Origin of the sequence: Brucella gallinifaecis (genome assembly GCF_006476605.1) — a bacterium.
GTDB lineage: Bacteria > Pseudomonadota > Alphaproteobacteria > Rhizobiales > Rhizobiaceae > Brucella > Brucella gallinifaecis.
In genome coordinates this window covers 24738-46594 of record NZ_ML636808.1, presented here as the reverse complement: position 1 = coordinate 46594, position 21857 = coordinate 24738, and the positions used below count along the sequence as shown (strand labels likewise).

Below are 21857 nucleotides of genomic sequence, written 5' to 3'. Positions count from 1 at the left end.
TCCTGATCCTAGGACTGAGCAGGCCCGAAAATCAAAATTGCAGGCTCTGCTTCCAGAAGTTTTTTGGCAATAGCCCTTACCTGATCAAGGGTCACAGCATCGATCAATTCATTACGCTTGTCGATGTAATTGCGATCCAGATCTGCTTCCTGAAGACCAACAAGTGTATCCGCAATCGACATGGAAGAATCGAGATTGTTCACGGCATAAGAGCCTTTAAGATAGCTCTTTGCCGCTGCCAGTTCCTCTTCTGTAGGACCATCATTGGCCATCGCAGCCACCTGATCGCGGATGACTTTCAGCGATTCCTGCGCTTTTTCGGGCCGGGTCGCTGTGGAAATAGTCAATGCTGAAACATGATCGCGCAGCGCCATTGCCGATGAGACAGAATAGGCAAGGCCACGTTTTTCACGCACTTCCTTGTAAAGACGAGACGTGAACCCACCGCCCAGAATATGGTTCATCAGATAGGCCGCAAAAAACTCTTCATCCTTGCGTGGAACAGCAGGATAAACAAAGCTGATTGATGTCTGCGGCATATCAAAACTCAAGCTGGTCGTTGTGCCAAGCGCGAGTTTTGCATCCGGCACCGGCACAAGTTCCGCCGTTGCTGGCAAATCGCCAAAAACCTCATCAAGCATCTCGCCAAGCTCCTTGGCGTTGATCGAACCCACAACACCAACTGTCAAACGATCACGTGCAAAATTTTTACGATGGAAATTCACCAGATCATCACGGCTGATCGACTGAAGCGATTTGACAGTACCATCATCCGGGCGACCATATGGATGGCTACCATAAAGAACCTCGCCAAACTTGCGCGATGCAATGGTCGACGGATTGCGTTGCGATGCTTCAAGTCCTGCAACAATCTGCTGTCGGATACGATCAATGGCGTCCTGATCAAAGCGCGGTTTATTGACCGCCAGCGCCAGCAGATCGGTAACAGGCTTGCGATTTTCGGCCAGCATACGAACACCACCGGAAACGGAATCCGGTGACGCCGAAAAACTCATTTCTGCGCCCAGATTATCAATGCGTTCCTGAAAACTGTCGGAATCAAGATCACCTGCGCCTTCATCAAAAAGCCCGGTCATCAGATTGGCAAGACCTTCCTTGCCCGATGGATCCTGTGAAGCCCCGCCCTTAAACGAGAAACGCATGGAAACAAGCGGTACGGAATCATCTTCCACCAACCAGGCCTTGATACCCTTTGGGGAAACGACTTCCTGAATTTCTATAGCATTGGCAGGCAGGCTCACAGCCACCAGCAGCAACATTGAACTCACAGCTGCTGCAAAAGTATTTTTCGCACGCAGAATGCTCAATATAACAACTTTACTCACTGGATTGCTCCTTCTGCGCCATTGCCCTCTGCATCATCCGCTGTGGCGGCAGGCTGCCCGGAAGCGGCTTCCGGTTCAACCTCTGGCGGCAACAGATAACTGGTCACGGACTGTTCCTTAACCAGATAGCGGCCTGCCACATCCTTGATCTGATCAACGCTCACAGATTTGATCAACTCCGGCCACTTCTGAATATCTTCAATATTCTGGCCGATTGACAAGGTCGAACCATAAATACGAGCCATGCCGGACTGGCTGTCTCGCGCAAATATAATTGCTTTGAGAAAACGATTGCGTGCCTGATCAAGCTCATCCTGTGTCACACCATCCCGGATGATCCGCGCCAGTTCAGCATCAACAGCTTTTTCTACATCAGCCAGTGTCTTGCCATTTTGTGGCGAACCATAAACCGAAAATGTACCATCATCGAGAGCATCGCCATCATAGCTCGCACCCGTATTGGACGCGATACCCTGCTTGACGATCAGCTCCTGATAAAGACGTGAACGCAACGACCCACCTAAAATCTCGCCAAGAAGATCAAGCGCTGGCGCATCACCGGCTTTCACATTCGGGAAACGCTTTTCATTGGCATAAGACGGTACAAGCCATGAAATGCGAAATGAAGGTGTGCTAATGCGATCATCATGCAATGTTACGATACGCGCAGCGTGCTTTTTAGGCTCCTGCGGACGTTCGCGTGGGAGAATTTCAGCACGCTTGGGGATTTTGGCCCAGGTCTGCATAACCAGTTCACGCACACGTTCCGGTGTCACGTCACCGGTAATAACCAATGTCGCATTATTCGGCGTATAATATTGCTGATAAAAATCGATGGCATCTTTCAGGCTCAGCTTTTCCATCTCCTGTTGCCAGCCAATAACCGGCACGCGATAGGGATGATTATAAAAAAGAACCGCATCGGTATTTTCCATCAGCATTGCTGCGGGATTTGAATCAACCCGCATACGCCGCTCTTCCAGAATAACTTCACGCTCTGTCGTTACGGCCTCTTCATCAAGAACCAGATTAGCCATGCGGTCAGATTCATAGCCCATCACCATTTCAAGCGCTTCAGGCGCAACACGCTGGAAATAGGCAGTATAATCATAAGAAGTGAAGGCATTTTCCCGACCGCCAATCGCGGCAATCTTAGCTGAAAATTCACCCGCTGGATAAGTCCTGGTGCCCTTGAACATCAGATGCTCAAGAAAATGGGCAATGCCGGATTTACCCGGAGCCTCATCAGCCGATCCCACATGATACCAGATCATCTGCGTAACGACCGGCGCACGATGATCAGGAATGACCACCACCTTCAAGCCATTTTCGAGCGTGAAACTGCTGACATCTTCCGATTTCGTTATCACCGGAAGGATTTGCCCCGGCTGCGTAACCGTAACGTCTACAGCCGGAGCTGATGTCTGCGCCTGAACAGAAAACGTTGCAAGTGGTAAAGCAATTGCAAAACCGAGTGCAGTAGACAACAAAACATGTCGGAAAACACGTCGAACAACGCGCCGGAGTGAGGGGTTGTGCACCAAACGACATCTCCAATAAGTTTTCATTTCATCCACTCATCAGGATGAAATTACCCAAAGCCCATATTCAAATCATTGCCAGCCCAGCATCCCCGGATCGGCTAATTTTCAGCCTTGCTTCAACTCAATGAGGCGAATGATGGTACCACCATAATTGCGCTCTTCTTGCACAACGAATCGTTCATCCAGTTCAAGCGAGGCTTCTGTTTCTTCTTCAAGCACGATAAGTGCGTCAGGATTAAGCCAACCGCCTTCCAGAGCTGATAAAAGTGCCTTTTCCCCCATACGGCGTCCATAGGGCGGATCAGCAAATACCAGATCAAAAGGCTCCATTGTGCCTGCTTCACCAAGCTTGCAGGCATCGCGACGCAGTACTTTCGTCTGCCCCTGCAAGCCAAAACTCTCGATGTTCTGACGCAGAATACCCCGCCCTTCCGCCGACTCTTCCACAAAAACCGTATAGCGTGCACCGCGCGAAAGCGCCTCAAGACCAAGCGCACCAGTGCCTGCAAAGAGATCCAGAACACGAATATCCTCGACCTTTTGCGGGAAACTATGCGCAAGAATATTGAACAGGCTTTCACGGGTGCGATCCGTTGTTGGGCGGATCGCATTTGTTGTGGGTGTAACGAGCGTGCGCCCGCGGAATTTACCGCCGACGATCCGCACCATTGCCTCCAGGCTTGCCACCACGTGGCTTTCCATCAACAGGTCTTTTACCGCCTGGCTTACCACCCGAACCGCCACGATCAGGTCCCTTGCCGAAACCTCCCGGCCCCTTCGATGGTCCACGACCTTCACTGCGCGGACCTGAAGGCTTGCCGAAGCTGCGACCTTCATAACCACCAGATGATTTTTCACCGCCACCGGCTTTTAATTCAGCACGCTCGCGCTTACCCGGACGTCGTTCCTGTTTGCGCTCATCACGACCTTCAAGACGCGTTTCTGTGCGGTTTTCAAAGCGACGCGGACGATCTTCACGCCCCTCGTCCCTTCGCTGCTCACCATCACCAAAACGACGAGGGCGCGACTTGAAATCACCCTCAGGGCGCGGAGCACGATTAGTCGGGCGCCCTTCCGAACGCCCATCAGACCTGTCAGAGCGTCCTTCGAAACGACGTGGACGATCCTCGCGGCCCTCATCACGACGTGCCTTGAAATCACCTTCCGATCGACTTGCGCGTTCACCACGCGCAGTGGCACGTGCGGCTTTTTCTGCCGCAGCCTTTTCACCCTGCGGGCGCGCACCAGAGGCCATCCAGACGTTCATACCACCACGACGGCGCGGCTCGACCTTGTCTTCCTTTTTTTCTGGACGCTTGCGACGCTCCGGCTGGCTTGAAATCCATTCACGCTCACGTGGCTGACGACGATACTCTCCGTCCTGTTCACGCGGCTCACGCTGTTCCATGTCACGGGCAGTGCGCCCCTGAACAACCGTATTGGAAAATTCATTGAGGATCGGTGCATCAAAATCAGCGCCGGATTCTTCAACAAGTTTCTCGCCAAGCTGATCGCGCAGAATACGGCCACGAATTTCACGCACACCGCCCTCTTCAAGATCTCCGAGCTGGAAAGGACCAAAGGAAACACGGATCAAACGGCCAACGGTCAGACCAAGGGCACCAAGGATGTTTTTAACTTCACGGTTCTTGCCTTCGCGCAAACCGATCGAAATCCAGACATTGGCACCTTGTTCACGCTCAAGCGTTGCTTCAATACTGCCATAAAACACACCGTCGATGGCAATACCGTTTTTCAATTCGTCCAGTTGTGCCTGTGTTACTTTTCCGTGCGCACGAACACGATAACGACGCAGCCAGCCGGTAGACGGCAGTTCGAGAACCCGCGACAGCCCACCATCATTAGTCAGAAGCAACAGACCTTCCGTATTGATATCAAGGCGACCAACAGAAAGCACACGCGGCATCTCTTGCGGCAATGCTTCGAATACTGTCGGGCGGCCTTCAGGATCACGATTGGTTGTCACAAGGCCGGATGGTTTGTGATAAAGCCATAGCCGCGTGCGTTCAGCCTGCTTCAATTGCTTACCATCAACGGTAATAACATCGCTTCGTTTTACATTGATTGCAGGGCTTGCAAGCACTTTTCCATTAACGGAGATACGGCCAGCCGCAATCATCGTCTCAGCTTCGCGACGTGACGCAATGCCTGCACGCGCCAGACGTTTGGCAATACGCTCGCCACTATCATCGCCCTCTTGCGTTTCACGCGCTACAAACTTGCGCGGAGCACCACGGTCATCTTCACGGCGCGGCCTGTCGTCTTTAAAACGATCTTCGCTGCGTCCATATGGAGGACGGCGTCCGCCCTTATTGTCGTCTTCTTTACTCATCTGATATCAGCCTCTCAGCAGCGCTGCCGTGTCGTCTCTTGCCGCGGGGGAGCTGGCGAGTAACAGTCTGGTCAAGAACGCTGTATAAATCCGTTCGCAAATCGGTTTTGATTTCGTGAATTATGCAGTAACAAATCGCTCATAAGCTTGCGAGTAAAATTTCCCTCTACCAGCCATGAAATGAGCCGGGATTGAAAAAGATTACAGATATCTCCCTTCCAAAGGGCGCAACTTTCATGAAAATCGCGCTCGAAGAAGCTCGATCTGCCGCTCGTCGTGGCGAAGTACCAATAGGTGCGGTTATTGTACATGATAACACAATTATCGCACGCAATGGTAACAGAACACGTGAATTTAATGACGTTAGCGCCCATGCAGAGATACTCGTCATCCGTCAGGCAGGCGAAACACTCAACTCGGAACGATTAATCGATTGCGATCTCTATGTCACACTTGAACCCTGCGCCATGTGTGCAGCGGCAATCTCGTTCGCACGTATTCGCCGTCTATATTATGGAGCAGCTGATCCAAAAGGTGGCGGCGTTGAATATGGGCCGCGTTTTTACACACAGCCCACATGTCATCATGTTCCAGAAATATATGCAGGCTTTTCGGAAAAAGAATCCCAGAACCTGCTCCGGGATTTTTTCCGTGAAAAGCGATAAATGCCCTTAGGGTCAGAACCCTAGCTGACAGCATTGTGACCAGTCATCTGACGCAACATATTATCACGCAGAACAAAATGATGAACCCACGGCCACTGCCGTGACTGCGCAGCAATGCCAATGCAGGCACAACAAGCATTAAACATAATTAATATTTGAGTTTACAAGATAAACTATCTTACCATGACAACAAAACCATCAATAAAAAAAGTCAGCCGAAAGAGTTTCTTTCGGCTGAGTAAATAATATTATCAATATTCAGATAATCAGTTCCAGGGCAGCATATCACGCCAGCTTTTACCACCGCCGCCAGCAGCCTTTTTGCGTTCACGCTCTTTCTGTGCTTCATCCGTACCCAATTCACCGGCAGCCGCTGACGCAGCAGGCTGACGATAAGCCAAAGGCGGTTCACTCAGATATTTGCGTGTCGAGGCAGACCCCTGCGCTTGCTGTTCCCGCGCTTTTTTCAACGCTGCAATACGAGCCGGATCGGCAGTCGGTGTACGTGTCTCAAATTCCTCGCGGCGGCTATTGCCACCCGGGAGCTTATTTGCATTGGGTGCAACGGCTACATCCTGATCAATCGGCGACACAAAACTTGGATTATCCCGATTGGCAGTAATTTCATCACGCAGGCGCTTGCGGCGCTCTTCCGGGGATTCTGGCCAAGCAGGATCACCAGCGCTTGCAACGCTCTCCTGCGGCGCAGGCAATACGCCCTTTTCACCTTGTGCCGGACGCACAAGATCAGGACGCGGCTTGTAATTAATGCGTTCTTTATTCTTGCCCTGACCAAAGCTTGCCATATTCGACATGTCGTCAAGAAACTGTGCGCCTGCAGTCTTGTCAGTACCATAAGTCGGCGACGATACACAGCCCGACAGCGCAAGACCTGCAACTGCCGTCATCAATACCAGAACTCGTCCTTCAATCTTCATTAGCGCCACTTCTTTTACGCCTGTCGATTCTCTCTTCACCAGAGACATTTTTACATCTCTGACCTAAAAAACCGGCAACTCCAAGGCAGATTGCAAGTTTATCTCAAGGTCAGTCTTGTACATGAGACCATCTCTTCGGGCAATCGCGATATTGATTGCTATTTGACCATCTACGCACGTTACAAGGCAAGTTCCATAGTAAAAGGCCCGGTAACATACGCAAACCGGGCCTTAAAAATTATACTGACAGCTTACCAAGAGCCTTCAATTCATGCAATGCGAGGGCATCACGTGCTGAAACTTCCGGGAATTCCGGATCTGAACCAACATCGGTCGTATAGCGCCATGAACGCGCACATTTTTCACCTTCCGCACGTGCTGGCACAACAGCAACACCCTTAACATCATCCAGAGTGAATGCACCTTCAGGAGCAGTATCATTGGTCAGTGCTATATCACTTGTGATGCAGATTTCAGCAAAATCCAGACCTTCAAGCGAATCGGCAAGGCTCTTATCGGTAATGTAAACAATTGGAGCCGCTTCAAGCGACGAACCAATACGTTTATCTGCACGTTCCAATTCAAGAGAGCCGGTAACAACGCGGCGCACATTGCGAACCTTGCGCCATTTTTCAGCCAGCACATCATCACGCCATTCAGCTTCAATTGCGCGGAACTGCTCCAGATGCACCGAAACAGCCTGCGGATAACGATCAAGCCATGCTTCTTCCATGGTAAAAGGCAACATAGGCGCAAGCCATGTCGTCACGTGATCGAAAATTTCACGCACTGTCTGAAGCGCTGCCTTACGACGATTGCTTGATGGGGCATCACAATAAAGCGCATCCTTGCGGATGTCGAAATAGAAAGCTGACAGTTCGACATTCATGAAATCGATCAATGCGCGGGCAATACGCTTGAAATCAAACGCATCATAGCCAGAACGAACGACTTCATCGAGCTCAGCCAGACGATGCAGCATCAGACGTTCGAGTTCCGGCAGATCAGCATATGGCAGCGTCTCGCCTTCATCATGGGCGAGCGTGCCAAGCATCCAGCGGATCGTGTTACGCAGCTTGCGATAGGCGTCAATATTGGTCTGGATAATATTTTTACCCAGGCGCTGATCTTCCCAATAATCGGTCGTCATCACCCAAAGACGCAGAATATCTGCACCTGAATCCTTGATAACATCCTGCGGAGTAACAGTGTTTCCAAGCGATTTCGACATCTTCTTGCCGTTCTCGTCCATGGTGAAACCATGGGTGACAACAGCATTATAAGGTGCGCGACCCCGCGTTCCGCAGCTTTCCAGCAGTGACGAGTGGAACCAGCCACGATGCTGGTCAGAACCTTCGAGATAGACATCAGCAGGCCATTTCATGTCCGGGCGGTCTTCCAGCGTGAATGTATGCGTCGAGCCAGAATCAAACCACACATCCAGAATATCGCGAACCTGTGTCCAGTCTTCACCGGCGCGGTTGCCAAGGAAACGCTCACGTGCCCCATCAGCGAACCATGCATCAGCGCCTTCTTCTTCAAAAGCTTCAAGAATGCGCTTGTTGACGGCATCGTCCTGAAGGATATTGCCTTCTTCATCTGCAAAGACGCAGATCGGCACGCCCCATGCACGCTGACGCGACAGCACCCAGTCCGGGCGACCTTCAATCATGGCACGAAGACGAGTCTGGCCAGCGGCTGGCACAAAACGGGTTTCTTCAATGGCTTTCAGCGAACGTGAACGCAGCGTGGTGCCATCGCCGAGATTCTTGTCCATATAGACAAACCATTGCGGCGTATTGCGGAAGATGACCGGCTTCTTCGAGCGCCACGAATGGGGATAGGAATGTTTCAGCCGACCCCGTGCAAAAAGATTATTATACGCAATAAGCTGTTTGATCACAGATTCGTTCGCATCACCCTTTTTGCCATTATCGTCGATAACACGTGCAGGACCACCTTCACGATCCGGGCCAAAGCCCGGCGCATCCTTGGTGTAAAAACCATCATCGCCAACAGGAAAAGGAATGCTTGGATCAATGCCACGTGCTTCAAGTTCACGTACTGCATCCATCCAGGCTTCAAAGTCTTCGCGACCATGGCTAGGCGCTGTATGAACGAAGCCTGTACCGGCATCATCAGTCACATGATCAACGGCGATCAACGGAACAACGAATTCATATCCGCCACCAAAGCCTTTAAGCGGGTGATCAAGAACAAGGCTTGATAACTCCGAAGGAGCAACATCACGCAAGCGCTTGAATTCAAGCTTGGCTTTCTTTGCGCATTCTTCTACGAGCTTGTCGCCGAAGATAAGCTTTTCACCTGCCTGCGGGCCGAAATCATTTTCAGCAGCGATGATTTCATAAAGTCCGTAAGCAACTCGACTGGAATAAGACACAGCGCGATTGCCCGGAATGGTCCAAGGAGTCGTCGTCCAGATGACAACAGAGCTTCCAGCAAGATCATTACTGCCTGCAACCGGAAACTTCACCCAGATCATATCTGACTCGACGTCATGATATTCGACTTCTGCTTCCGCGAGTGCTGTGCGCTCAACAACCGACCACATGACCGGCTTCGAGCCGCGATAAAGCTGGCCAGACGATGCGAACTTCAAAAGTTCGCCTGCAATGCGTGCTTCCGCATGGAAATTCATCGTCGTGTAAGGATTTTCAAAATCTCCACAGATCGCAAGGCGCTTGAATTCTTCCGTCTGGACCTTGATCCAGTTTCCGGCAAATTCACGGCATTCCTTGCGGAATTCGTTGATTTCCACTTCGTCTTTATTCTTGCCCTGAGCACGGTATTTTTCTTCGATCTTCCACTCGATCGGCAAGCCATGACAATCCCAGCCCGGCACATAATTCGAGTTGAAACCACGCATCTGGAACGAACGAGTGATCACATCCTTGAGAATCTTGTTCAGCGCATGGCCGATATGAATATTACCATTTGCGTAAGGAGGGCCATCATGCAGCACATAAAGCGGACGGTCTTTTGCGGCTTCACGCAGCTTTTTATAGAGGTTCATCTCCTCCCAGCGCTGCACAAGAAGCGGCTCACGTGCTGGCAGACCTGCTCGCATCGGAAACTCGGTCTGCGGCAGATTGAGGGTTTTGGAATAATCGATCTTAGCGGTCGTATCGCTCATTTTATCATTTGCCTGTAATCCCGCGGCGCAAAATGGCGGGTGAGAATGCTTGAAAACAAAGTAAAGCTGCGAGGCACAGCAGGCCGTTCCCGGACCTTCCTGCCATGCGCCGCGTCAGGCAGCGCCATTAAGGCTTTAAAGGAAGGCCGGGCCAATAATTCGTATGCCAATAACTGGTATGGTTGGGCCGATATGCCGAAAATCCGTCATCATGGGGATGCTTTTAGCAATGACCTTCACAGGAATAAAGAGGCAGGGTGCAATAAACTTGCAGCCCTGCCTCTGAAATCTTTACAGATTGACAGATTTATCAATCAAGCGAGAAATCGAAACGATAAGTCGCCGACACACCAACCGTAAACTGGTTTGGGGAACCGTAATCCCTGACGATACCCGAATTCTTGGCCTTGTCCTGAAGACGACTATATTCCGCGAACAGGCTGGTATCAATTTTATCGGTTGCTCTCCATCGGATAGCTCCACCGACACCAACCGATTCCCAACCACCGCCTGGACGATATTCCTGCAAGCCCGAAGCTAAAGCTTCTTCAGCAGTCACACCATAATAGGTGCGCATATAATCCTTGGAAGCGTATGTCGCACGCGGACCAGCAGAAACACGGATTTTTGGAGTGACATCGTAAAAAACATCGGCAGCAATATCAGCAACAACGCCCTTATGCGCACGAATACCATGACGCACTTCGCCTCGGAAACGCAGCCAGTCAGTCGGATAGACATCGACGAAACCACCGGCTTCACCACCGAATTTTGTTTCCTCCAGCCCGTCAATATCGGTATCGCGTTTGAACATCAGCTTGCCAACGGCACCAGCACGGAAATGCGTGGTATCAATAAATGCAAAAGCTGCATTATCATTGCGTGAAGAAAAACGCTCCGCTTCACCCTGACGGCCAAGCGAGATCAGCGGCTGCGCAGAAAACCGGTACTTGTTCGATCCTTCAAATTTTGGCGCTACCATCCCGGCTGCGCCAACCTTGAGATACCAGTCACCAGACCAGAAATGTTTACGAGCAGGCTGCACTTCCTGAGCCGCATAAATATCCGTCTGCTGCACATCTGCTGCATGAGATGACAGGGAACCTATGAACAATGCGGTGCCTGTAACAAAGGCAAGAGAGACAATACGCGTCACATGAAACTCCGATAAACAGTTCCCCATAAAACTTAAGGGTCATTAATACTGTTTGAACGAAAGATGTAAAATTAAACTTAAATAATAGGAGAAAATATCAACGCTTCTTTATAGGAGCGTTGCAAGCAAACACTAATATGCTGGAAATGACAGAAGGCGGTCCAGCTCGGACAATGGTTTTGCACCCGCCAGAACTGCACGTGCTTCTTCTTCATCCCGTTTCATCTGCTCAATCAATGGGTCAAGCCCGTCGAATTTTACTTCGCCCCGCAGATAACTGAAGAAAGAAACTTCAGCGACTTCACCATAGAGATCGCCAGAAAAATCAAAAACAAATGTTTCAAGCAAAGGCTTACCATCGCTTGCCACAGTCGGACGACGACCGAAACTCGCAACACCATCATGCAATTTGCCATCTGCACGACGAAAACGAACAGCATAAATGCCATGTTTCAAGCTGACATGATCATCAATGATCATATTTGCAGTCGGAAAGCCCAATGTGCGACCAAGTTTTTGCCCATGAATAACTTCGCCGCTGACACGATAACGATGACCAAGAAGACCAGCGGCTTGCGCAACCTCGCCATTACACAAAAGTGTACGAATGCGTGTTGAAGAAACGAGATGACCGCCCTCGTCGTTAAACGCATCGACAAGCGATACACTGAAACCGGCAGCCCCTCCCGCTTCTACCAGAAATTCCGGTGTTCCTCGACGGTTTTTGCCAAAATGAAAATCATAGCCGGTAACGACGCGATGCGCATGAAGCCTGTCTGTGAGAATATTGCTGACAAATGCTTCCGCAGAAAGTGCCGAAAAATCAGCCGTAAAGGGTTGCTCAACCACGGCATCAAACCCCATGATCCGCAATATTTCTGCCTTTTCAACAGCATCGGTTAAACGCTCAACTGGCTCATGCGGCTTGAAAAAACTGCGTGGATGCGGCTCAAAAGTCAGCACAATGGCTGGCCGGTTTTCTTGCTTTGCCAATTCCAGTGCACGCTCCAGCACGGCCTGATGCCCACGATGAACACCATCAAAATTGCCAATCGCCACCACGCAATTGCGAAGTGATTCTGGCAATTTGTCTTTTCCTGAGAGGCGCTGAAAAGCTGGTTTAGTCATGATCGCGGCCGGTTCTTCAACAATTATCAGACAAGAGCATAAAGCGATGCGACCGGCTTATGCCCGTGCTTGTTCAGGAATATGTTCATTCTCTCAAAATCAACTGTGCCATCCACTGTATAATCAGCAGCATGAACGCCCCCTGAGATATAAAGCACATCCAGACCATAATCTGCCGCACCCTTCACATCTGTCAGCACACCATCGCCGATGCCAAGAATACGGGACTTATCAATTGTATGGCCGCGAATTTCCTCAACAGCCTTTGACGCCGCTTCATAAATTGGACGATATGGCTTGCCAGCAATCAATGTGCGGCCGCCGAGTTGTCCATATTCACGCGCCAGTGCACCTGCGCACCAGATCAGGCGTGAACCGCGCTCAACCATGATGTCAGGATTGGCGCAGATGAAGGGCAGATTACGCGAGCGGATACGCTGTAATAAGTCTGCATAATTTTCCGGTGTCTCGGTCTCATCATCATAAAGACCAGTACAGACAACGCCTGATGCTTCAAACTCTTCGACCAGCTCGACATCAAGGCCTTCGTAGATTGCAAGCTCGCGTTCACTGCCGATGTGAAAAACCTTGCGTGGGCCTTCAATAATAAGATCACGGGTCACATCACCAGATGTTACAACACGGTCATAGGCATCTTCCGGCACCCCCAACAATGTCATCTGTGCGATTACACTCGGGAATGGACGTGGTGCATTGGTGACAAGAATAACGGTAATGCCTTTGGCACGCGCGCGTTTGAGTGCAGCCACCGCCGGGGCGAAGGCAACTTCGCCATTGTGCAACACGCCCCAGACATCACAGAAGATCGCATCATATCTATCCGTCAGATCGTCCAGGCGTTCAGGCAGTTTCATCGGTTTCCTCAATATGCTGGCTCCGGCCGCTCGCCGGTCAAATCAAATGATGTGCAGATGCACCACGCGCTCTCGTCTACTAGAACCAGCTCAATCTGTCACCCGACTTGAACCGCTCTGCGGCTAAATGAGCGGCCATACAAGTGGATTCTATTAACCACACAAGCTGTTTCTTTAAGATAAACGGCCAAAAACCATTATTTTCTACCTCGTTTGCCGAACAAAATTATAGTGTCCATATCTGGCAAAAGCCTGTTCGCTGCCTTCACCACGCTTTGCAAAAAAATTTAATTTCCAAACTGTCAAAAAATGGCAACGATCCTTGACAAATAATAACGCCGCTCCTATCTCAGATACACGTTAGCACTCGAGATAACAGAGTGCTAACAAGCGCGGATCGGTTTGATCCGTTAACAGGGTTCAACATCTATAACACCAAGGGTTATACCATGGCTGATATCAAGTTCCGCCCGCTTCATGACCGTGTCGTCGTTCGTCGCGTTGAATCGGAAGCTAAGACCGCTGGCGGGATCATCATCCCTGATACCGCTAAAGAAAAGCCACAGGAAGGCGAAATCGTCGCTGTGGGCAGCGGCGCTCGCGATGAAGCAGGCAAGCTGATTGCTCTCGAAGTCAAGGCTGGCGACAAGGTTCTGTTTGGCAAGTGGTCGGGCACTGAAGTCAAGATCGGCGGCGAAGACCTGCTGATCATGAAAGAATCCGACATTCTCGGTATTGTCGGCTAACGCCTCCGACTGGGTATCATCGGCTAATTTAGCCGGGAGCGGTGTCGCTCTGACCTCAAATCAATTCACCATAATCTGACCGGGACAATTCCCAGGAGAGTAAAATGGCTGCAAAAGAAGTAAAATTCGGTCGCAATGCGCGCGAAAAGATGCTGCGCGGCGTCGATATCCTCGCTGATGCTGTTAAGGTAACGCTCGGCCCAAAGGGCCGTAACGTTGTTATCGACAAGTCCTTCGGCGCTCCACGCATCACCAAGGACGGTGTATCGGTTGCCAAGGAAATCGAACTCGAAGACAAGTTCGAAAATATGGGCGCACAGATGCTGCGCGAAGTGGCTTCCAAGACCAATGACACTGCTGGTGACGGCACCACAACCGCGACCGTTCTCGGTCAGGCCATCGTTCAGGAAGGCGCAAAAGCTGTTGCTGCCGGCATGAACCCAATGGACCTGAAGCGCGGCATTGATCTCGCAGTGACTGAAGTTGTTGCAAACCTTCTCGGCAAAGCCAAGAAGATCAACACTTCTGAAGAAGTTGCTCAGGTTGGCACAATCTCCGCTAACGGCGAAGCCGAAATCGGCAAGATGATCGCTGAAGCGATGCAGAAAGTCGGCAACGAAGGCGTAATCACGGTTGAAGAAGCCAAGACCGCTGAAACCGAACTCGAAGTCGTTGAAGGCATGCAGTTCGACCGTGGCTACCTGTCGCCATATTTCGTCACCAATCCAGACAAGATGATTGCTGACCTCGAAGACGCATACATCCTTCTGCATGAAAAGAAGCTCTCGAACCTGCAGGCTCTTCTGCCAGTTCTCGAAGCTGTTGTTCAGACTTCGAAGCCACTCGTCATCATCGCTGAAGACGTTGAAGGTGAAGCTCTTGCAACGCTCGTTGTCAACAAGCTGCGTGGCGGCCTGAAGATTGCTGCTGTCAAGGCTCCTGGCTTTGGCGATCGCCGCAAGGCAATGCTCGAAGACATCGCGATCCTCACCGGCGGTCAGGTTATCTCCGAAGACCTCGGCATCAAGCTCGAAACTGTTACGCTCGACATGCTCGGCCGTGCAAAGAAGGTTTCGATCTCGAAAGAAAACACCACAATCGTTGATGGTGCAGGCCAGAAGGCTGAAATCGACGCCCGCGTTTCGCAGATCAAGCAGCAGGTTGAAGAAACCACTTCTGACTACGATCGTGAAAAGCTTCAGGAACGTCTTGCCAAGCTCGCTGGCGGTGTAGCCGTCATTCGCGTTGGCGGTGCAACGGAAGTTGAAGTCAAGGAAAAGAAGGATCGCGTTGACGATGCTCTGAACGCAACCCGCGCTGCGGTTGAAGAAGGTATCGTAGCTGGTGGTGGTACCGCCCTGCTCCGCGCTTCGTCCCAGATTTCTGCCAAGGGCATAAATGCCGATCAGGAAGCCGGTATCAACATCGTTCGTCGCGCTCTGCAGGCTCCGGCTCGCCAGATCACGACCAATGCTGGTGAAGAAGCATCCGTGATCGTTGGCAAGATCCTTGAAAACGGCTCGGACACCTATGGTTACAACACAGCCAATGGTGAATTCGGCGACCTGATCAAAGCTGGTGTTGTTGACCCGGTTAAGGTTGTTCGCACTGCTCTGCAGAACGCAGCTTCGGTTGCGGGCCTCCTGATCACCACCGAAGCCATGATCGCTGAACTGCCTAAGAAGGATGCAGCTCCTGCTGGCATGCCTGGCGGTATGGGTGGCATGGGCGGCATGGATTTCTAAGAAATCCATAAAGCACGCCCATGAGTGAAAGTGCCTGCACCGCAAAGCGGTGCGGGTGGCGGCATGGAGTTCCAAGAAATCCATAAAGCACGCCCATGAGTTAAAGTGCCTGCACCGCAAAGCGGTGCGGGTGGCGGCATGGATTTCTAAGAAATCTGTTGCCAGAAAATTTAAAGAAAGGCGGCTTTTAAGCCGCCTTTTTTACGTTACATAAACTTTATTCTTTAAAGAAAAACCATCCATTTTTAACTTTTCAATAAGCAGATTTCTCAAATTAGAATTTTCTGATTTACATCCGATGTCATTCATGATCAATCACAGGTGTATTTGAGATAGACTTCCTGATTGCCCCCGCACTTGGAAGTCTTGTCTCAGGCAACAAGAAAGGCAGGCTCGCGCCTGCCTTTCTCCTTTTCAGAGCGTGCTGCCATTTCATATCCAATGATTTAAGCCCTATCGATGAGTGCATTCTCGTCAATATCATCAGTTCCGGGCCTTACTAATTCTGACTTGTCGCAAAGCTTTTTCGCCCTATGATTATACGAATTAAAATGGGATGAATAATCATATGCACAAGATACTGCCGATAGCCACTGCACCAAAAGACGGGCGCAAGATCACTGTGATCTGGATTGATGATAATGATCAACGCAATGAATCTGTTGGTCAATACCGCTCTCTTGACCGTCTTAGAGCTGGCGGCGGTGACTGGGATGAAACTGACACCGGATGGTGGGTTTTTACTGATAGCAAAACCCAGCAAAAGGTTGAACCAACGGCATGGATATCAGAAGCCGACGACGAGAATGGCGACGATGAAGACAATATTCAATAAAATTTGACTTTTATAGTCATATTTTATTGAATAATTTTGGGCAAAAGCTAAACCGTTCAGCTATGGCATACCAATAAAACCTGCCAATGCGACTATTGCTCAATCAACAGGCAGATACTTAATATCTGAAACCATAGCCGGAGACTGAAAATGACTGCTACGCGTACCGAAACAGATACTTTCGGACCGATTGATGTTGCTGCCGACCGTTACTGGGGTGCGCAAACTCAGCGCTCATTGCAAAATTTCAAGATCGGCAATGAACGGATGCCTCTACCATTGATCCATGCACTGGGCGTGGTCAAACGGGCCGCAGCAGAGACCAATATTGCGCTGGGCAAGCTTGATCCGGTTCTGGGACAAGTGATTGCTGTCGCTGCAACCGAAGTGATTGAAGGCAAGCTCGACGATCACTTTCCGCTTGTTGTCTGGCAAACAGGCTCCGGCACACAATCGAACATGAACGCCAACGAAGTCATTTCGAACCGTGCGATAGAGTTGCTCGGTGGGGAGCTCGGCTCAAAAAAACCCGTCCACCCGAATGATCATGTCAATATGAGCCAGTCTTCAAATGACAGTTTTCCAACCGCGATTCATATCGCAACTGCCCTGGAAACTGTTAGCCATCTGTATCCTGCGCTGGAGAAGCTGACACAAGCTCTTAAGAATAAAGAAGCCGCATTCAAAGACATCATCAAGATTGGCCGCACGCATACTCAGGATGCAACGCCGGTCACGCTGGGACAAGAGTTTTCCGGCTATCGTGCAGCACTTGAATATGCCCGCCATCGCATCGAACAATCACTCGCTGATGTGTTCCTGCTGGCACAAGGGGGCACGGCTGTCGGCACCGGCCTCAATGCCCCAAAAGGATTTGATACCGGCTTCGCGGATGCCGTCAGTGCAATCACCGGCCTGACATTCAAGACTGCGCCCAACAAGTTTGAAGCACTTGCAAGTCACGGTGCACTGGCAAATTTCCATGGCAGTCTCAACGCACTGGCAGCCGATCTCTTCAAGATTGCCAATGACATTCGCTTCCTGGGGTCTGGCCCACGTTCAGGCCTTGGCGAACTTTCGCTGCCAGAAAATGAGCCAGGCTCATCCATCATGCCAGGCAAGGTCAATCCAACACAGGCCGAAGCCTTGACCATGGTTGCCACACAGGTCTTTGGCAACCAGACTGCCGTAACGGTTGCTGCAAGTCAGGGTCATTTTGAGCTTAATGTGTTTAAGCCCGTCATCGCCTATAATGTATTGCAATCAATCCGCATCCTGAGTGACGCGATGGTTTCCTTTGCAGATCATTGCGTTGAAGGAATTGAAGCAAATGAAGATCGCATCAAGGATCTGCTAGAGCGCTCGCTCATGCTTGTCACCGCCCTGGCACCAGCCATCGGCTACGATAATGCTGCCAAGATCGCAAAAACTGCCCACAAGAATGGAACGACCTTGCGGGAAGAGGCTCTCAAGAGCGGCCACGTCACCGAGAACGACTATGAACAGCTCGTTCGAGCGGAGAAAATGATCGCTCCAGAATAACTGTTCACGATAATAGAACGAACTGTCGAGAATTATCTATCTTTTCTTGACAGTTCTTATCATTTAATTGGTAGCTTATATTAATTTGGAGATACCAAAATGTCCTCTATTACTCCCCAGAGCAATGGCATTGCCACACTGATAGCACGTGTATTCCTGTCGATCCTTTTCATTCTTGCTGGTTTTAGCAAGCTGACAGCAATTTCCGGTACAGCCGGTTATTTTGCAGGCCTTGGCCTTCCGGTCCCAACGGTAACAGCCGTTCTGGTTGGTCTGATTGAATTCATTGGCGGTCTGGCTATTCTTGTTGGCTTTCAGACACGTATCGCTGCTGCAATCGTTGCCCTGTTCACAATCGGTGCGATACTCGTCGCCCACATGAACTTTGCTGAAGGCCTGAACGCGCTGATGGCACAAAAGAATCTGGCCATTGCTGGTGGCCTTATTCTTCTGGCACTTCAGGGTGCGGGCTCGATTTCGATCGATGCAAAGCGCAACTAAACAACATATCGCGCATAAAGAATAGAAAAGCCGTACCTCATCAGTACGGCTTTTTAGCATCTGCTTTATAGAACATGCTTTTGTTATTTAATAAAATGCCATGATTGCATCGGCCTATCTTGTACGATAATGCAAAGGTCTATTTTAATTTAAAAAAGATATATCGACTTATAATATCGTTTCATAACTTAGCTTGTAGAGAAAAAATGGCAGTTTCCCCGACATCGAATGGTCAGCTTCGTGCTGATACCCATACGGGCAATAATTACAGCTTTGCTCTCACCAGCCTCACAATGCTTTTCTTCATGTGGGGCTTTATCACCTGCCTTAACGACATCCTGATTCCGCATCTTAAAGGCGTCTTTTCGCTCAACTACTTCCAGTCGATGCTGATCCAGTTCTGCTTCTTTGGTGCTTACTTCATCGTCTCGCTGCCTGCCGGTGCTCTGGTCAAACGTATTTCTTATAAATGGGGTATCGTAACCGGCTTGATTGTAGCCGCAACCGGCTGTGCACTGTTCATCCCGGCGGCATCCTATCGTGTCTATGAACTGTTTCTAGGGGCGCTTTTTGTGTTGGCATCGGGTGTCACCATTCTTCAGGTGGCTGCAAATCCTTATGTCACCATTCTGGGTGCGCCGGAAACAGCAGCCAGCCGCCTGACGCTGACACAGGCCTTTAATTCGCTTGGAACCACTATTGCACCAATCTTCGGCGCATTCCTGATCCTGTCGGCTGCAACCTCCGATGCTGCAAATTCTGCAAGCGCAGATGCCGTTCAGTTTCCTTATCTGTTGCTGGCACTCGCCTTTTCAGTTCTTGCAATTGTGTTTGCAATCCTGAAACTGCCTGATGTTCAGGAAGAAGAAACTGATGTGGTCACAAAGGAAGACGGCTCAGCTTGGCAATATCGTCATCTGGTCCTGGGTTCCATCGGCCTGTTCGTTTATGTGGGCGCAGAAGTCAGTATCGGCAGCTTTCTCGTCAACTTTCTGAGCGACCCGAATGTTGCAGGTCTGGCTGAAGCAGAAGCCGCCCATTACGTTGCCTATTTCTGGGGTGGTGCCATGGTTGGCCGTTTCATTGGTGCAGTCGCAATGCGCTATATTAATGACGGCAAGGCGCTTGCATTCAATGCGGTTGTGGCAATTGTGCTGCTGCTCATCACCGTTGCAACCACTGGTCATGTCGCCATGTGGTCGGTTCTGGCAATCGGGCTGTTCAACTCGATCATGTTCCCGACAATTTTCAGTCTGGCGCTGCATGGTCTTGGCAAGCATACCAGTCAGGGTTCAGGTATTCTGTGTCTGGCAATTGTTGGTGGCGCTATTATTCCACTTGTTCAAGGCGCACTGGCAGATAGTATTGGCATTCATCAAGCATTCCTGATGCCAATCATCTGCTATATTTATATAGCCTATTACGGTCTTATTGGCAGCAAGCCACAAAATTAAAACAAAAAAGCCGGAGCTTTTTGCTCCGGCTTTTTTTCAGTATCGATTGTTATCAGCCAGCAAGACTATTGCGGATACGCGAAACAATCTGTGCCACTTTTACATTTTCTTCGCTACGACGTGCTGAAACAAGACAGGCTTGTGAACGCAGGATCACACCATCTTCAAGCACTTTAAGCAGGTTGGCTTTCAGCGTCGAACCTGTCGAGGTAATGTCGACAATCATATCCGCCGACCCTGCTGCTGGTGCGCCCTCTGTTGCGCCAAGACTTTCAACAATGCGATAGACCTGAATACCGTGTTTTTGCGAAAAAAACTGCTGCGTCAGGCGCCAGTATTTGGTGGCAATACGCAGGCGCCGACCATGACGCTGGCGAAAATCGGCCGCAACATCATCAAGGTCAGCCATCGTCGTTACATCGCGCCAGACTTCCGGCACAGCAACCACAACATCCGCATGACCAAAACCAAGCTCTGCTTCAATCGCCACGCGCTCATCAGCATGAGCCAATGTTTCACGGATCAGATCTTCACCGGTCACGCCCAGATCAACGCTGCCATAGCCAAGCTCACGTGCAATTTCAGATGCCGACAAGAACAGAATGTCGAGCTCACTGTCGCCTTCAACCCGCGCACGATAATTGCGTGAGTCATCTGGCAAAATAACCTTGTATCCAGCTTTTTCCAGAACGGCGAGGGTCTGTTCTTTCAATCGCCCCTTGGATGGAAGTGCGAGCGTTACAGTCATGATTATTCTCCGCTCAGCGCCTCAAGCCGGTCAAGCCAGATGGAAAAACCGACGCCTGGAATATTCTCCGACGCGCCAAGCATAGTCAGCAAACGGTCGTAGCGTCCGCCCCCGGCAAGTACCATATCCTTATCGCCGCCTGCCTGACGGATTTCATAAACAAGACCGGTATAATAATCGAGCGGACGCCCGAAAGATGCATCATAAATGATGTCTTCAACGGGAATACCGGCTGCATAAATGGCATCGGTCCGCGCTTCAAACTTTTGCAGAACCGCACTTAAATCAAGCGCATTATCAGCCGCAAAAGCCCGCAGTGTAATGCTTGCTGTTTCAAGCGAAACGCGGATGGAAAGGAAACGCTTTAATACATCCAGCGCTGATGAAGGGAATCGCGCTGCGGCCAGATCTTCCTTCTCGATCAGGCGCCGAGCAATTTCCGCAGGCGTACGGCCTGCACCCGGCGACATACCGGCTTCAAGCATTTCGGCTTCAAGCATTCGCGCCAATCCTGCTTCGTCACCTTCAGCAACCAGTCCGGCCAGATGTTCTGGAAGCGGATCAGTGCGCTGTTCACCGCTCAGTTCGGCAAAAGCTGTTTCCATTGTGCGTTCATCACCAAAAGCACGCAGCAACTTTTTGCGCCATCCCTGCGGAAGACCCAACGCTTTCAACATGCCAGCAAAAACGGACTGATCACCCAGCACGATTTGAAGCTGCGCGTCTGGAGCTGCCGATTTCACACAAGCGATTGCATCGGCAATCGAACGTGCATCCGATGCAGCTTCATCACTTGCACCAAGATCCTCGATACCAGCCTGAAGAAACTCGGCCGCACCATCACGACGCTGGCGGAACACTTCACCAAGATAGGCATAGCGCTTAGGTGTTGCCGCATTCAATGCAATATGATTGCGGCAGACCGGAATGGTAAATTCCGGGCGCAGGCACAAACTGTCGCCATTTTCATTTTCTGTAAGGAAAATACGCCGCCGCAGATCTTCACCCGCCATATCCAAAAACGGATCAGCAGGTTGAATCAGCGGAATATCGACCAGCTCAGCTTCACTGGCATCAAGCTGTCTGCGAAGTGTCGTGAAGACAAAAGATGTGCGTTGACCAGCCAT

At 50.5% G+C, this 21857-nt stretch carries 18 protein-coding genes; 7 read left to right on the top strand and 11 right to left on the bottom strand.

Annotated elements, in window-relative coordinates:
- Positions 1-8: 8 nt before the first annotated feature.
- The 4 genes from FHY56_RS13030 to FHY56_RS13015 all read right to left on the bottom strand — a co-directional run bounded on the left by FHY56_RS13030 (position 9) and on the right by FHY56_RS13015 (position 5243).
- Positions 9-1280 carry a M16 family metallopeptidase gene (locus tag FHY56_RS13030; protein WP_140905723.1) on the bottom strand — a complete coding sequence of 424 codons (1272 nt, stop codon included), beginning with the start codon at positions 1278-1280 and terminating at the stop codon, positions 9-11.
- Positions 1281-1342: 62 nt separating this feature from the next.
- Positions 1343-2914 carry a M16 family metallopeptidase gene (locus FHY56_RS13025; protein ID WP_376890334.1) on the bottom strand — a complete coding sequence of 524 codons (1572 nt, stop codon included), beginning with the start codon at positions 2912-2914 and terminating at the stop codon, positions 1343-1345.
- Positions 2915-2995: 81 nt separating this feature from the next.
- The gene (gene rsmD, locus FHY56_RS13020) at positions 2996-3556 is read right to left on the bottom strand and encodes a 16S rRNA (guanine(966)-N(2))-methyltransferase RsmD (protein WP_235889501.1); all 561 of its coding nucleotides are present in this window, start codon (positions 3554-3556) and stop codon (positions 2996-2998) included.
- Positions 3537-5243 (bottom strand): pseudouridine synthase, encoded by a 1707-nt coding sequence (locus FHY56_RS13015; RefSeq protein ID WP_140905634.1) that lies wholly within the window; start codon positions 5241-5243, stop codon positions 3537-3539. Before FHY56_RS13015 ends, rsmD begins: the two co-directional genes overlap by 20 nt.
- 236 nt (positions 5244-5479) lie before the next feature.
- On the opposite strand from FHY56_RS13015, the gene FHY56_RS13010 reads away from it, so the two are divergent.
- Entirely contained in the window at positions 5480-5908 is a 429-nt protein-coding gene (locus FHY56_RS13010) for a nucleoside deaminase (protein ID WP_140905722.1), read from the top strand.
- Positions 5909-6174: 266 nt separating this feature from the next.
- Here the strand turns inward: FHY56_RS13010 and FHY56_RS13005 are convergent, their stop codons facing one another.
- From FHY56_RS13005 to FHY56_RS12985, 5 genes are all read right to left on the bottom strand, one after another.
- Positions 6175-6846, bottom strand: a complete 672-nt coding sequence (locus FHY56_RS13005) for a hypothetical protein (RefSeq protein ID WP_140905721.1) — start codon at positions 6844-6846, stop codon at positions 6175-6177.
- A 238-nt stretch (positions 6847-7084) separates the two neighbouring features.
- Positions 7085-10000, bottom strand: a complete 2916-nt coding sequence (gene ileS / locus FHY56_RS13000; RefSeq protein WP_140905633.1) for an isoleucine--tRNA ligase — start codon at positions 9998-10000, stop codon at positions 7085-7087.
- Between the two features lie 310 nt (positions 10001-10310).
- Positions 10311-11156, bottom strand: a complete 846-nt coding sequence (locus FHY56_RS12995; protein ID WP_235889497.1) for a MipA/OmpV family protein — start codon at positions 11154-11156, stop codon at positions 10311-10313.
- Positions 11157-11288: 132 nt separating this feature from the next.
- A complete protein-coding gene (locus tag FHY56_RS12990; RefSeq protein ID WP_140905631.1) occupies positions 11289-12284 on the bottom strand; it encodes a bifunctional riboflavin kinase/FAD synthetase in 996 nt (331 codons plus the stop codon).
- A 26-nt stretch (positions 12285-12310) separates the two neighbouring features.
- On the bottom strand, positions 12311-13159 hold the full coding sequence (locus FHY56_RS12985) for a TIGR01459 family HAD-type hydrolase (RefSeq protein WP_140905630.1): 849 nt from the start codon (positions 13157-13159) through the stop codon (positions 12311-12313).
- Positions 13160-13608: 449 nt separating this feature from the next.
- Between FHY56_RS12985 and groES the strand changes: the two genes are divergently transcribed.
- The 6 genes from groES to FHY56_RS12955 all read left to right on the top strand — a co-directional run bounded on the left by groES (position 13609) and on the right by FHY56_RS12955 (position 19982).
- Entirely contained in the window at positions 13609-13905 is a 297-nt protein-coding gene (groES, locus tag FHY56_RS12980; protein WP_140905629.1) for a co-chaperone GroES, read from the top strand.
- A 104-nt stretch (positions 13906-14009) separates the two neighbouring features.
- Entirely contained in the window at positions 14010-15650 is a 1641-nt protein-coding gene (gene groL / locus FHY56_RS12975) for a chaperonin GroEL (RefSeq protein WP_140905628.1), read from the top strand.
- Between the two features lie 568 nt (positions 15651-16218).
- Positions 16219-16485 carry a hypothetical protein gene (locus FHY56_RS12970; RefSeq protein ID WP_140905627.1) on the top strand — a complete coding sequence of 89 codons (267 nt, stop codon included), beginning with the start codon at positions 16219-16221 and terminating at the stop codon, positions 16483-16485.
- A 150-nt stretch (positions 16486-16635) separates the two neighbouring features.
- A complete protein-coding gene (fumC, locus tag FHY56_RS12965; protein WP_140905626.1) occupies positions 16636-18027 on the top strand; it encodes a class II fumarate hydratase in 1392 nt (463 codons plus the stop codon).
- 99 nt (positions 18028-18126) lie between these two features.
- A complete protein-coding gene (locus FHY56_RS12960) occupies positions 18127-18528 on the top strand; it encodes a DoxX family protein (RefSeq protein WP_140905625.1) in 402 nt (133 codons plus the stop codon).
- Between the two features lie 206 nt (positions 18529-18734).
- Complete coding sequence (locus FHY56_RS12955) at positions 18735-19982, top strand: sugar MFS transporter (protein WP_140905624.1); 1248 nt, start codon at positions 18735-18737, stop codon at positions 19980-19982.
- Between the two features lie 52 nt (positions 19983-20034).
- On the opposite strand, the gene hisG is transcribed toward FHY56_RS12955, so the two are convergent.
- Positions 20035-20730, bottom strand: coding sequence for an ATP phosphoribosyltransferase (gene hisG / locus FHY56_RS12950; RefSeq protein WP_140905623.1), 696 nt, complete (start codon positions 20728-20730; stop codon positions 20035-20037).
- A gap of 2 nt (positions 20731-20732) precedes the next feature.
- Positions 20733-21857, bottom strand: a complete 1125-nt coding sequence (locus FHY56_RS12945; RefSeq protein WP_140905720.1) for an ATP phosphoribosyltransferase regulatory subunit — start codon at positions 21855-21857, stop codon at positions 20733-20735.